This window comes from Bacillus altaicus, assembly GCF_042136375.2.
GTDB classification, from domain to species: domain Bacteria; phylum Bacillota; class Bacilli; order Bacillales; family Bacillaceae_G; genus Bacillus_A; species Bacillus_A cereus_U.
Map to the genome: position 1 here is coordinate 1,961,893 of NZ_CM143394.1, position 14,883 is coordinate 1,976,775.

The window sequence follows — 14,883 nt, forward strand, 5'->3', positions numbered from 1 at the left end:
TTTAGTGGGTTATATCGGAAATTCTTCTCAAAAAAAAGAATGACACATTCCGCTATTGTCACGCATATGATTAAGTGAATAGTGATTGAGGAGGGTTACGAATGTCCGAATTTAGAGAGATTATTACAAAAGCAGTGGTTGGAAAAGGACGTAAGTATACAAAGTCAACGCATACATGTGAATCGAATAATGAGCCAACAAGTATTTTAGGGTGCTGGGTAATTAACCATTCGTACGAAGCGAGAAAGAATGGGAAACATGTGGAAATTGAAGGTTTCTATGATGTAAACACTTGGTATTCATTTGATGGAAACACAAAGACTGAAGTTGTAACAGAACGTGTTAACTACACTGATGAAGTAAGCATTGGGTATCGTGATAAAAACTTCTCTGGTGACGATTTAGAAATTATCGCTCGTGTAATTCAGCCGCCAAATTGTTTAGAAGCTCTTGTATCGCCAAATGGTAATAAAATTGTTGTGACGGTAGAACGTGAATTTGTAACAGAAGTAGTTGGGGAAACGAAAATTTGTGTAAGTGTAAATCCTGAAGGTTGCGTAGAATCAGACGAGGATTTCCAAGTCGATGATGATGAGTTTGAAGAATTAGATCCGAACTTTATCGTCGATGCAGAAGAAGAGTAAGAGAAAGCTAGGGAGAAGTTCTTCCTAGCTTTTTACAATACATAAGTAGTGCTGAATGAACATGATTCCTTATGAAATGTGCTATAATGAGGAAAGACTCCTGGAATAGGAGATAGGGTGTCCGTGAAGTGTGACATATATGAATATAGATTATTATGCAAGAATTATGGAGGAAAGACATGACGCAATATACGCCTATGATACAGCAATACTTAAAGGTTAAGGCAGACTATCAAGATGCCTTTTTATTTTTCCGATTAGGTGATTTTTATGAAATGTTCTTTGAAGATGCGGTTAAAGCAGCTCATGAACTTGAAATTACATTAACGAGCCGAGATGGTGGTAGTAGTGAACGTATACCGATGTGTGGTGTACCACATCATGCAGCTAAAAATTATATTGAACAACTTGTTGAAAAAGGATATAAAGTAGCTGTTTGTGAGCAAGTGGAAGATCCAAAAACAGCTAAAGGTGTAGTACGTCGTGAAGTAGTACAACTAATTACGCCAGGAACGATGATGGAAGGGCGTACAATAGACGAGAAGGAGAATAACTTCTTAGCAGCATTAACACATTTCGAAGATGGATCTTATGCGCTAGCTTGTAATGACTTAACGACTGGACAAAATACAGTGACGTTATTAACTGGTTCAGTAGAAGATATTTTATTAGAAGTTTATGCGACTGGTTCAAAAGAAATTGTTGTAGATTCTACATTTTCAAAAGATGAATTAAATAAATTAACTGAAACATTAAAAATGACGATTTCGTATGAAGATGCAACAACTATTCCAGAAGGATTAGAACATCTTGTGAAAAATGTTTCACAAGCAAAATTAATTAAAGCAATTGGACGCTTATTTAACTATGTGATAAGAACACAAAAACGTTCGTTAGATCACTTGCAACCAGTAGAAATTTATTACACGAACCAATTTATGAAAATTGATGTGCATTCAAAACGCAATTTAGAGTTAACAGAGACTCTTCGTACGAAGGAAAAGACAGGCTCATTATTATGGCTATTAGACAAAACAAAAACGGCTATGGGTGGGCGTATGTTAAAACAGTGGATGGAACGTCCACTTATCCAGAAAGAAAAAGTTGAAGAGCGTTTAGAAATGGTTGAAACGTTTGTAAATGATTACTTTTTACGTGAAGATTTAAAAGAAAAGTTAAAAGAAGTATATGATTTAGAGCGTTTAGCAGGGAAAGTTGCATTTGGTAATGTAAATGCACGGGACTTATTACAGTTAAGACGTTCTTTACTGCAAGTACCAGCTATTTTAGAAGCGATTAGTCTTTTAGATAATGCTTATGCAGCAAGATTAATTCAAGGTGCGGATCCATGTGAGACCTTAACTGAATTACTAGGAAGAAGTATTCAAGAAAACCCACCGCTTTCTATTAAAGATGGAGATATTATTAAAGATGGTTATAATGACAAGCTTGATCAATATCGTTACGTTAGTAAAAACGGAAAAACGTGGATCGCGGAGCTTGAAAAACGAGAGCGTGATATTACAGGGATTAAATCATTAAAAATTGGGTACAACCGTATTTTTGGCTACTACATTGAAGTGACGAAGGCGAATCTTGCAGCACTTCCAGAAGGGCGCTATGAGCGTAAACAAACACTTGCAAATGCAGAGCGTTTCATAACAGATGAACTAAAAGAAAAAGAAACATTAATCTTAGAAGCAGAAGAGAAAATTGTACAATTAGAATACGATTTATTTACAGCACTTCGCGAAGAAGTAAAAGTATTTATTCCGAAATTACAACATTTAGCGAAAGTAATTAGTGAACTAGACGTACTGCAAAGCTTTGCGACAGTTAGTGAAGAAGAGCAGTTTGTAAAACCTGTTTTAACAACTAAGCGCGAAATCTTTATTAAAGATGGTCGTCATCCTGTCGTTGAAAAAGTATTGAACGGGAAATTGTATGTACCGAATAATTGTATTATGCCGGAGAAGATGGATGTCTTTTTAATTACAGGACCGAACATGTCTGGTAAAAGTACGTATATGAGACAATTAGCACTTGTTACTGTTATGTCACAAATTGGTTGCTTTGTACCAGCGACAGAAGCAGTATTACCTGTCTTCGATCAAATCTTTACGAGAATTGGTGCAGCGGATGATTTAATATCAGGTCAAAGTACATTTATGGTTGAAATGTTAGAAGCGAAAAATGCAATTGCAAATGCATCGGAAAGAAGTTTAATTTTATTCGATGAAATTGGACGCGGTACATCTACGTATGATGGTATGGCACTTGCACAAGCAATCATTGAACATATTCATGACCAAATTGGTGCGAAAACATTATTCTCTACACATTATCATGAATTAACAGTGTTAGAAGAAAGTTTAGACCAACTAAAGAATGTACATGTTTCAGCTATTGAAGAGAATGGAAAAGTAGTTTTCCTTCATAAAATTCAAGATGGAGCGGCTGATAAAAGTTACGGAATTCACGTTGCTCAACTTGCTGAGCTTCCAGATAGCTTAATCGCTCGCGCGAAAGAAGTGTTAGCACAACTAGAAGGACAGGAAGAAATTATTATTCCGAAACGAGTAGAAGTGAAAGTGCAAGAAGTTTCTCCAGAACCAGTTGTTGTAAAAGAAGAACAAGCCGAAATACAAGAAACAAAAGTAGAGACTGAAGAAGAATCACAACTATCTTTCTTTAGTGCAGAACAGTCTTCGAAAAAACAAGACAAGTCAGTGTTAGATCAAAAAGAAGCAGCAGTACTTGCGCAAATTAAAAAAATTGATTTACTCGATATGACACCTTTAGAAGCGATGAATGAACTCTATCGCTTGCAGAAAAAGTTAAAGAAAGGATGAGTAAGTAGATGGGGAAAATTCGCAAACTCGATGACCAACTCTCTAACTTAATTGCGGCAGGGGAAGTAGTAGAGCGCCCTGCCTCAGTCGTAAAAGAACTTGTGGAAAATTCTATCGATGCGAATAGTACATCTATTGAAATCCACTTAGAAGAAGCTGGTTTATCAAAAATTCGTATTATTGATAATGGAGATGGCATTGCAGAAGAAGATTGTATCGTTGCGTTTGAACGCCACGCAACGAGCAAAATTAAAGATGAAAATGATCTATTTCGTATAAGAACGCTCGGTTTCCGTGGTGAGGCATTGCCGAGTATTGCCTCAGTTAGTGAATTAGAATTAATCACAAGCACAGGTGATGCGCCTGGTATACACCTTATTATTAAAGGTGGGGACATTATAAGACAAGAGAAAACGGCGAGCCGAAAAGGAACAGATATTACAGTACAAAACTTATTCTTTAATACACCAGCGCGCCTTAAATATATGAAAACTATTCATACAGAGCTTGGGAACATTACAGATATCGTGTATCGTATTGCAATGTCTCATCCAGAAGTATCGTTAAAACTGTTTCATAATGAAAAGAAATTGCTTCATACATCAGGAAACGGTGATGTAAGACAAGTGCTTGCATCGATTTACAGCATTCAAGTTGCGAAGAAGCTGATTCCGATTGAAGCTGAGTCTTTAGACTTTACCATTAAAGGTTATGTAACATTACCAGAAGTAACGAGAGCGTCTCGTAACTATATGTCAACGATTGTAAATGGCCGTTACGTTCGAAATTTCGTATTAATGAAGGCAATTCAGCAAGGATATCATACGTTACTGCCAATCGGACGATACCCAATCGGTTTCTTATCAATTGAAATGGATCCAATGCTTGTTGATGTCAACGTACATCCAGCAAAATTAGAAGTTCGCTTTAGTAAAGAACAAGAATTGCTAAAGCTTATCGAAGAAACATTGCAAGCTGCATTCAAAAAAATACAGCTTATCCCTGATGCTGGAGTAACAACGAAGAAAAAAGAAAAAGACGAAAGTGTGCAAGGGCAATTCCAGTTTGAGCATACGAAGCTGAAAGAACCATCTATGCCTAATATTGTTTTACCGACAGGAATGGATGAGAAACAAGAAGAACCAACGACTGTGAAACAGCCGGCACAACTTTGGCAACCGCCGAAGCAAGAATGGCAACCACCACAGTCATTAGTAAGAGAAGAGCAAAGTTGGCAGCCATCCTCTAAACCGATAATCGAAGAACCGATCCGAGAAGAGAAATCGTGGAACAGTAACGATGACGACTTTGAATTAGAGGAATTGGAAGAAGAAGTCGGAGAAATAAAAGAGATTGAAATGAACGGTAATGACTTACCACCGCTTTATCCAATTGGACAAATGCATGGAACATATATTTTCGCTCAAAATGATAATGGATTATATATGATTGATCAGCATGCAGCGCAGGAACGTATCAACTATGAATATTTCCGTGATAAAGTAGGAAGAGTAACGCAAGAAGTACAAGAACTACTTGTACCGTACCGTATTGATTTATCTCTTACTGAATTTTTACGTGTTGAAGAGCAGCTAGAAGAACTGAAAAAAGTTGGTCTATTTTTAGAGCAATTCGGCCATCAATCCTTTATCGTCCGCTCGCATCCAACGTGGTTCCCGAAAGGACAGGAAACAGAAATTATCGACGAAATGATGGAGCAAGTTGTTAAACTAAAAAAAGTGGATATTAAAAAACTACGAGAAGAAGCTGCCATCATGATGAGCTGTAAAGCGTCGATTAAAGCAAATCAATATTTAACGAACGATCAAATATTTGCTTTACTCGAAGAGCTGCGTACAACAACAAATCCATATACATGCCCGCACGGAAGACCGATTCTTGTGCATCATTCTACGTATGAGTTGGAGAAGATGTTTAAGAGGGTTATGTAGGGATAATAAAATTAGATGTAAGAGGGGAGCAACATATTAATGTTGCTCCCTTTTAATATGTAGAATTAATTGTTAAACGAGAATAGGGTGGAGTGATTTTACAGTTTATTCAAATTTGAGCAAACATACTTAAGGTTGTAAGATAGTTTATTTCTAGGATAAGACAGCTTTAATATATCTATGTATAAAAAAGCGCTGTATATCAGCACTTTTTAAAAGGTGCGTGAATTGTATAATGAAGATTTACACATTGTTAAAAACGTAACTATGCATGGCTAAATATTGATTTTTATTTGGTTAATTGTTATAAGGATCTATACAATTATTTATTTTTATTATTATTATTAATTTTTTCAGTATATAGCACCTGTTCTTTGTAGTGTTTTTTAATTGGGAAATTATGTGTATCTGTGCCGTTCTTGAATTTTTTATCAATGGGGTTCTTTAGAGGAACTGTTGTAGTTTCTGTAAATTCATATGGGTAATTTATTTTAGATTTATCTTCAAACATGAGATTGCCTCCTTTTTAGGATTTCCTAAATTCTTTACTATAACATGATATGCATATATATTTTTTTGGACTAGTTATTTATATAGGTTAATGGAATTAAATTACATAAATACTGAAATATTTTAAAGAAAAACAATTCGAGAAAGATATTGTATTGATAGCCGCTAACTACTATTGCTGTTTTTTAAGTTATCGTGATGTAGCTGAAATTTTAAAGGGACGTGGCATCTTGGTTCATCTAACAACCATTATTTGGTAGTCTCTTTCATTTATCAACGAAGGAAATGTCGCATATATATTCAATATAGATTGTTTTTATAATGTATTATATATGTTATATTCCTAATAATTTAATGTGGATATTATACTCGTATTAAGCTATTAGGAACATTTAATGTTGTTTCACAATTGAAAGGGAATTGAAAAAGAACTGAAACTTTTCTCATAAAAATTCAATCTTACTTGAAAAATGAAAGGAAAATGAAATTTTCCAAAAGGAATTCTTTGTTAAGATAAAAAGCATACATACAAAAAAGTATTGACATATCTCGAAAAATGTATTTTCGAGATATAGTGGGGGAAAAGATGAGATTAGAAAAACAATTAATAAAAAAGATGTATTATGAAACATTCCTAATGGAGAATGAAACACACCCACCTCTTCAAGTACTTGGAGAAGCTTATGTAAACGAAGAAAAAAATGAGATTTCTGATGGATCTTATATTCGTTTTGCGCAAGGTGAATTTTATTATCACCATCAAGATTTTGAAGCAGCTATTTTTAAATGGGAGAAAATTAGTAATGAATTAGCGCCATGGGCACAAAAAAATATTGCGGATGCTTACTTCGAACTTAACCAATTATCAGTTGCTGAAAACGTGTATACTTCCATTACTACTGATAACAAAATACTTATGACCGAAATTGTACTGCAATTACTGTCTCTTTACATCGAGCAAAATAATTTTGATTCAGCTTTCGCTGTTATAAAAGAAGCGGTTTCTTTAAATCCCGATTATCCAAGCGTCACAACAATTGCACGTTCCTTTTATGAAGAACAGCAAGATTTTGATAGTGCAGTAGAGCTTGCTGTGAACGAGTTAATTCGAACAGAATCTTATCCGTGGTTTGAGGTTCTAAAAGAATATATCGATAAAGGGTTTACTAAAAATATTTCACCAGATTATTTTTATAAAGTATTAGTTACATTAAATAATGTAGATCAAGTGCAATTTACGCAAATGGTTTCATCACTTTGGCACAGCTATAAAGATGAACAAAATTACTTATTATGGCTTAACACAATAAATGAATTTTTCATACATATCGAAATGCATTCGTCCGATATATGGGACGAAATTTCTTCTCTTTACGAAGAAACATACTTTGAATTAATTCAAGGTCAATATATGCTTAGACAATTACACGATATTATTCCAAATCTGTTAACAAATTGGTTAAAGGTAGTCAATCCCTCTCATGCTGTATTTCCAGCTGCAGCAGTATTGGCATGGGATGAGATTTTTCCTTCCAAAATAGATTCAGCGGATATAAAATATGCGGAAAACCTACTGTCATATTCTATTAATCATGTGAATGGCTTAGAGTATAGTTTACATCTTTTTGAATCTATTACAGGGTGGGCACAAGAACATGATTTAGAAATGGGTCACCGATTTAGCTGGTTAGTAGGCGAGCTTGCAGATTTAAAAACAAATCGCCTATTAGTAACTGGAACTTCAGGAAACGGAAAAGCGTCATTTATTAACTCTATTTTAGGAGAAAATATATTAGAAAACTCAATCTCAAATGTTGTTGTTTTTAAAAATGACGCTTATACAGAAATTAACGCTATAACAGATTCGGAAATTACAACAACTGAGAATTTCTCTGATTTCCATAACATGATGGCAGTGCACCTTCAAACATATAGAGATAGAGCATGTGTTGAATTTAAATTACCATGCAGGTTTTTAAGTGAAAATAAACTTACATTCGTTGTTACACCTAGCTTTAATAGGAACAATGACGCGAGAGATGAGGTGTTTGAATATTTAAACTCTGTAGATGAATTATTATTCGTATTGAATACGGATTCACCTTTTACTGACAAAGAACGTGACATTCTATTAAGTATTCAAGAACATACACCAAATCTACAAGTTCATTTCTTATTAAATAAAATCGATAACATTTACAATGAAGCAGAAGCAAAAAGAGTTATACAAGATACGCAAGTGAGAATAAATACATATTTCCCTAATGCAAGAGTTTTCCCTTATTCTTCGTTATATACAAATAGTAAACAACTAAACGATTTAACTGAGTTTATTCATTTTAACTTTAACCATAAAAATATCGATGCAGAACGTACTGAAAAGCTATTGTTTTTCATTCGAAAAACAATTACATATCTTTTGGATAAACGCGTCGAGAGGGAAAATAATCTAGTGGATTCTATTAATTGGAATGAAGATATGTTAGTTAAACTAAATGCTTGTATTAATAACCTTACTGCTTTTGAGAAGGACAAAATTCATTTAATTACAGAATCATATCGTACAATGAAAAACGAAATTACTAATGATCTTACAGAACATATTCCGAAACTATTGCAGAGTTGTTCCGATTTAATTAGTGAAGAAAGCGATTTTGGTCACATTGATATTGAACTAAACACAGCGATGAATGAAAGAGTGCAACAATATCTAGAACAAACTGTATTACCTAATCTTGCTCGCTCTATGCAAAATTGGATTGCGACTTCTAATAACGAGCTCCTTCAAAGTCAATTGTACTTAGAAGAAACCAGTGAAGGACTTAATTCTTTATTTGGAGAAAATCGAATACAGTTAGAATGTGACTTTAAAGTAATTGATGACTGGCGCAGAGATACTGATAGAATGACAACTAGAATACAAATGGAAGAAGTAAATATTTTACGCCGATTTACGCCAGCACAATTTTTACTGAAAAGTGCCGGTAAATTATTTGGAGTTCTTCCTAAAAATAAAGCTATGCTATATAACAAATATAAACAGTATTTAGAAAATGAAGATTATACAGATGTAACGGCTTCTATTATGAAGAAGTTTTTCTTGCAATTTGAGCTGTTTGAAAACACACAAGAGCGGGATATTAATATGTTCTTTAGAAATCCATTTGGCGCGTTGGAACAAGCTGTAAAAAACACTCATTTAGAAATAAAAGAAAAACAAGATAAACTGCATAAAATGAAATCAAACCCTGAAGTTTATCGTGATCCTATAACGCTCTTTGAATTGAGATTACGTCAATGTGAAGTAATCTTGAATATAGGTGAGGATAATTCCTATACAGATTTACCTTTAGAAACAATCATAGAATAAACGTAAAGTAACTCCAAAATATACAATAAAAGTTGATTTTGGAGTTGTTTTTTGTTTACATCTGTATAATATGTACGTTCTTTTTAATAGCAGATTGCATCATGTGTTATAAGAGAAGTAATAGGGAAAAGGGAGCAATAGCAATTAGTTGCTCCCTTTCCATTTGATTAGAGTAATTAAATGTCTGATAAATATTTTCCAACATACAGACCACTTGCAGCTGCTTGAGATAATGAATGAGTGATGCCTGAACAATCTCCAATTAAAAATAGCCCATTCATACTTGTTTCAAAATGGTTATTGATTTTTATCGTAGGGGCATAGAACTTTCCATCAATTCCATATAATAAAGTATCTTTATCGATAGGTTCTTGGATAAATTGTTCTAAACGTAATAAAAATTTTTTGAGTCCTTCAATATATAATTGAGGAATTTCTTTATTCAAATCTCCATAATCTCCGTGTAGTGTAGGCTGTATACGATTATGTTTCATGTTGTTCTCCGTTGTAGGTTGTTTCTTTATTAAGTCCTCTAAACGCTGTATAACAATCCGATCTCGTCCTTGGTTAATGCTTTTAATAATTGAACTTGCGTATACATTTGCTTCTTTGAGAGTTGGAAAATAGCGCGGGATAAATAAAGTGAAATTTAAGTTAGAAGTGCCAGTTCCTTGCTCTCGAAAATTTTGACCGTCAGGCATAACTAAACCTTCTTCGTACTTTCGAATAATACGTCCTTTTGGATTCATACAGTAAGTAGTAGCTGTGAAATGTTCATGCTCATAAGAAAGTTTCGTCTCAAATGTATCTTTTAATATAGAACGTAATTGATGTTCTTTCATCTCTACCCTAATACCTAAATCTACACGGGTTTGCTCCTGAGAAATATTTAGAGAAGTGCACATTTCTTTTAACCAATCCGCCCCGGAACGACCGGTTGCAAATACTAATTTCTTAGAATGGACAGTTTCTTGATTTGTATATATTTTAAAATGGTCTTTCTGCTTAACGATATTTTGTACATCTATATGAAATTGGATATCTATTTTGGTAAGTAAAAATTCATAGAGCTGCTGAAAAATGTTACTTGAAAGTGTAGTACCCAAATGCCTTACTTCTGTTGTTAGCATTTGTAAACCACATGTCTCAGCCTTCTTAGTGAGAGTTGGATTTTCTGTAGAATATTTTGAAACTGAACTTCCACCAAACTGACATAGAATTTCATCTACTTCCGCCATGAGTTGCATAAATCCTTCTTTACCTACTTTTTGCTCGAGTTCGCCTCCAAATCCGTTTGTATAATTAAATTTCCCTTCAGACTTTCCTAAACCACCAAATCCGAAATATTTATCACATGCAGTACAGTTACATATTTCCCCTTGTTTTAAAGAGCAATTTCGATGTTCTAACGGTTTACCTTTATCAAGAATTAAAACCTTTTTGTTGCTTTTGGCTAATGTATAAGCCATAAAAATGCTACTCACTCCAGCACCGATAATTGTAATATCATACATTTTTTTCACCTGCTACCGAATAGTTTGTTAGCTATTTTCCTAGTGTATAACAATTTTATAAAGTTAAGAAATAGCTTGTATTAATAAAGTCATAGTTGTGGATTTGATACTTTCTCAATTACTCTAAATGATGAATGAGATACAACAGTTTTTTATTTGAAAAGAGAGATACTTTTAAACAATCATTTTATCATATGGTTAATAAAAAGCTTAGATATAAAAAGAACAGACCTTTTAAGTAAAGAGGTCTGTTAATCATTTGAAATAGTTGTTAAGTGAATAAATCTGAAGAAAATTACAGTTTTATTTAGCGAAGACGTGGTTACCGATTACTGCTACTGTTTGACGTGTAGTAATCCATTTGCTTGTTGATGTTTTCGGATTATAGAAATAAAGCCAATCAGAATGTATTCCATTTGTGGAGATAGCCTCTTCTACTGCCATTTTTGCTTCTGCGCTTGCAGGCTGATTAATTCTTCCATCTGTAACAGGGGTAAATGCATATCCGTGTTTAATAGGTTCATAAATAACTCCTGTTATTGTATTAGGAAAACCTTTTGCATTTACACGATTTAATATAACTTTTGCTACTGCTACTTTTCCTTTATATGATTCGCCACCTGCTTCAGCAGTAACTAAGCTTGCCATTAAGTCTTTTTCTTTTTCTGAAATACTTGAATTAATTTTTAAATGTTGTCCTGTATAAAGCTTGTTTCCGACTGTATTGTTAATTTGTTTTATAGATTGAACGGTAACATTGTAACGCTTTGCTATAGTTTCTAATGAATCTCCAGGCTGTACTTGATAAATAATTTGTCCAGAGATGTTCTTAGGTTTGTCGTTTTGATGAACAGTGACCTCATTTGATTTCATGGATCCTGGAATATTTAACTGTTCACCAATAAAAGTTTGATCGTTTCCTTTATTATTCGCTTGTTTAATAGATTGTATTGAAACTCCATATTGTTTACTGATACCCCAAAGTGTATCATTCTTTTTTACTGTATGAATGGTGGAAGCCTCAGCTGCACCTTGATTACATATGAATGTAATTGCTGCTGCAGACAAAGGAATTATATGTTTTATTTTTAATAATTTCATTGTAAATCCTCCCAATAAAAAATTAAGTTTTAACTGTTGAATAATGTAGTTCAGAGTATATAAGGTATGTATTTATATTTTAATATAAGTATATTAGCACGTGCAGAATAAATAATCATCATAAGTTTTTTATTTATATCATGTAGGACCCAAATATGAAATATTGCATATGAAAGCCCATTGAAGTTTATGTTGTTGATTACTATAATTTATCTAGTAGAAAGGGACTTTAAATTTTTCTAATGCATTGAGAATATGTGAATGGTTTTTTATTAACTACCCTATATTACATTCAATAAGTTTGATATAAAAACAGAAAAAGAGAGGAATAATAATGAGCAATAAGAAACTTTTTTTGAAATTATTCATATGTAGTACTATATTTAGTACATTTGTATTTGCTTTAAATGATAAGCAAGTAGTTGCAGCTAGCTCTATTAATGAACTTGAAAATTGGTCAAGATGGATGCAACCTATACCCGATAACATACCGTTAGCACGAATTTCAATTCCAGGAACACATGATAGTGGAACGTTCAAGTTGCAAAATCCGATAAAGCAAGTATGGGGAATGACGCAAGAATATGATTTTCGTTACCAAATGGATCACGGAGCTAGAATTTTTGATATAAGAGGGCGTTTAACAGATGATAATACGATAGTTCTTCATCATGGGCCATTATATCTTTATGTAACATTGTACGAATTTATAAACGAGGCGAAACAATTTTTAAAAGATAATCCAAGTGAAACGATTATTATGTCTTTAAAAAAAGAGTATGAGGATATGAAAGGGGCAGAAGATTCATTTAGTAGTACGTTTGAAAAAAAATATTTTTTTGATCCTATCTTTTTAAAAACAGAAGGGAATATAAACCTTGGAGATGCTCGTGGGAAAATTGTATTATTAAAAAGATATAGTGGCAGTAATGAGTCTGGAGGATATAATAATTTTTATTGGCCAGATAACGAGACGTTTACCACAACTGTAAATCAAAATGTAAATGTAACAGTACAAGATAAATATAAAGTGAGTTATGATGAGAAAGTAAAATCTATTAAAGATACGATAAATGAAACGATTAACAATAGTGAAGATTTTGATCATCTGTATATTAATTTTACAAGCTTGTCTTCTGGTGGTACAGCATGGAATAGTCCATATTATTATGCGTCCTACATAAATCCTGAAATTGCAAACTATATGAAGCAAAAGAATCCTACGAGAGTGGGCTGGATAATTCAAGATTATATAAATGAAAAATGGTCACCAATACTTTATCAAGAAGTTATAAGAGCGAATAAGTCACTTATAAAAGAGTAAAGATGTTGATTGTAAGAAGCGATGAAATACATCGCTTCTTTTTTATTTTCCGAAAATTAACATCAAATATAGTTTTACATAGCGTGCGTTCATGATAGAAAAAAATCGAAACTTACGCTATAATTACACATATAAAATTTGTACCTATAAATTTTATATGTAATGATGAATTTCATTTATTCTAATGAAACGGAAGTATATACTATGAAGTTTCCACATGATTTTTTATTCGGGGCTGCTTCAGCTTCTTATCAAGTAGAAGGTGCATGGAATGAAGATGGAAAAGGTGTTACGAATTGGGATGAGTTTTCAAAAATTCCTGGCAAAACATACAATGGGACAAATGGTGATGTAGCTGTTGAGCATTATCATCGATATAAGGAAGATGTTCGCTTAATGGCTGAGATGGGATTAGAATCGTATCGTTTTTCTATTTCTTGGGCGAGAATTTTGCCGACTGGAGATGGAGAGGTAAATGAAAAAGGAATAGCATTTTATAACAACTTAATTGATGAATGTTTAAAATACGGGATTGTACCGTTTGTAACTTTATATCATTGGGATCTACCGTTAACTTTAGAAAAAGACGGTGGATGGACGAATAAACGAACAGCAGAAGCTTTCGTAAAGTACGCAGAGATTTGCTTTAAGGCATTTGGTGATAGAGTTAAACATTGGATTACTTTTAATGAAACAGTGATGTTTTGTGGATTAGGGTACTTAAAAGGTGCACATCCACCTGGAATACAAAATGATGTTCCAAAGTATTTTCAAGCGACTCATTATGTATTTTATGCACATGCAAAAACAGTTGCAGTGTACAAGCAGTTGAAACAATATGGAGAGATTGGTATCACGCATGTTTTCTTACCTGCTTATAGTGTGGATGATCAAAAAGAAAATATACTAGCAGCAAATCATGCGAATGAATATGAAACGTATTGGTACTATGATCCAGTTTTAAAAGGTGAGTATCCATCTTATGTTGTACAACAATTAAATGAAAAAGGATGGACTCCTAATTGGACGGTTGAAGAATTAGAAATTATTAAACAAAATGCCGAAAAAAATGATTTTATTGGCTTGAATTATTATCAACCGATACGAGTGGAAAGATACGATATGGATATAAAGAATGAGGAACATTCTCGAGAAAACTCAACACTTGCTCCAGGTAGTCCTTCTTTTGATGGTTTTTATCGAACAGTTAAAATGGATGATAAAACATATACAAAATGGGGATGGGAAATATCTCCCGAAGGTTTCTTAGATGGATTGTATATGTTGAAAGCACGCTACGGTGACATAAAGATGTATGTAACGGAAAATGGACTTGGTGATGAAGATCCAATCATTGACGGAGAAATTGTAGATATTCCGAGAATTAAATTTATTGAAGAGCATTTAAAAGTAATGAAGCGTGCAATTCAAGAGGGAATTAATTTAAAAGGTTATTATGCATGGTCTGTTATCGATTTATTAAGTTGGCTAAATGGATATAAAAAGCAATATGGCTTTATTTTTGTCGATCATAATGATAACTTAAAACGTAAGAAGAAACTTTCGTTTCATTGGTATAAGCATGTGATCGAAACGAGAGGAGAAGAGTTATAACA

At 33.3% G+C, this 14,883-nt stretch carries 9 protein-coding genes and 1 pseudogene; 7 read left to right on the plus strand and 3 right to left on the minus strand.

The genetic code is table 11. From position 1 onward, the window contains the following. The first annotated feature begins 101 nt into the window (after positions 1-101). The 3 genes from cotE (at position 102) to mutL (ending at position 5,448) form a co-directional block, all read left to right on the plus strand. Entirely contained in the window at positions 102-644 is a 543-nt protein-coding gene (gene cotE / locus ACE38F_RS10385; protein ID WP_001288802.1) for an outer spore coat protein CotE, read from the plus strand. 179 nt (positions 645-823) lie between these two features. Further along, entirely contained in the window at positions 824-3,496 is a 2,673-nt protein-coding gene (gene mutS / locus ACE38F_RS10390) for a DNA mismatch repair protein MutS (protein WP_215553929.1), read from the plus strand. 8 nt (positions 3,497-3,504) lie between these two features. Then, a complete protein-coding gene (gene mutL / locus ACE38F_RS10395; RefSeq protein WP_375369378.1) occupies positions 3,505-5,448 on the plus strand; it encodes a DNA mismatch repair endonuclease MutL in 1,944 nt (647 codons plus the stop codon). 322 nt (positions 5,449-5,770) lie between these two features. Here mutL and ACE38F_RS10400 read toward each other — a convergent pair whose 3' ends face one another. Beyond that, positions 5,771-5,959 (minus strand): hypothetical protein, encoded by a 189-nt coding sequence (locus ACE38F_RS10400; RefSeq protein ID WP_071746747.1) that lies wholly within the window; start codon positions 5,957-5,959, stop codon positions 5,771-5,773. Positions 5,960-6,071: 112 nt separating this feature from the next. Between ACE38F_RS10400 and ACE38F_RS10405 the strand changes: the two are divergent. Together ACE38F_RS10405 and ACE38F_RS10410 are read left to right on the plus strand one after the other, a co-directional pair. Beyond that, a pseudogene (locus ACE38F_RS10405) lies at positions 6,072-6,212 on the plus strand (IS6 family transposase); the annotation flags it as partial. A gap of 332 nt (positions 6,213-6,544) precedes the next feature. After that, positions 6,545-9,328 (plus strand): dynamin family protein, encoded by a 2,784-nt coding sequence (locus ACE38F_RS10410; RefSeq protein ID WP_375369377.1) that lies wholly within the window; start codon positions 6,545-6,547, stop codon positions 9,326-9,328. A 176-nt stretch (positions 9,329-9,504) separates the two neighbouring features. Here the strand turns inward: ACE38F_RS10410 and ACE38F_RS10415 are convergent, their stop codons facing one another. Continuing rightward, entirely contained in the window at positions 9,505-10,842 is a 1,338-nt protein-coding gene (locus ACE38F_RS10415; RefSeq protein ID WP_215553926.1) for an NAD(P)-binding protein, read from the minus strand. 303 nt (positions 10,843-11,145) lie between these two features. Further along, positions 11,146-11,943: a cell wall hydrolase gene (locus tag ACE38F_RS10420; RefSeq protein WP_078181495.1), complete on the minus strand. Its 798-nt coding sequence runs from the start codon at positions 11,941-11,943 to the stop codon at positions 11,146-11,148. A gap of 334 nt (positions 11,944-12,277) precedes the next feature. Here ACE38F_RS10420 and ACE38F_RS10425 point away from each other — a divergent pair, with 334 nt between their 5' ends. Next, positions 12,278-13,267: a phosphatidylinositol-specific phospholipase C gene (locus tag ACE38F_RS10425; protein WP_215553925.1), complete on the plus strand. Its 990-nt coding sequence runs from the start codon at positions 12,278-12,280 to the stop codon at positions 13,265-13,267. A 204-nt stretch (positions 13,268-13,471) separates the two neighbouring features. Beyond that, complete coding sequence (locus tag ACE38F_RS10430; RefSeq protein WP_375369376.1) at positions 13,472-14,881, plus strand: glycoside hydrolase family 1 protein; 1,410 nt, start codon at positions 13,472-13,474, stop codon at positions 14,879-14,881. Positions 14,882-14,883 lie beyond the last annotated feature (2 nt).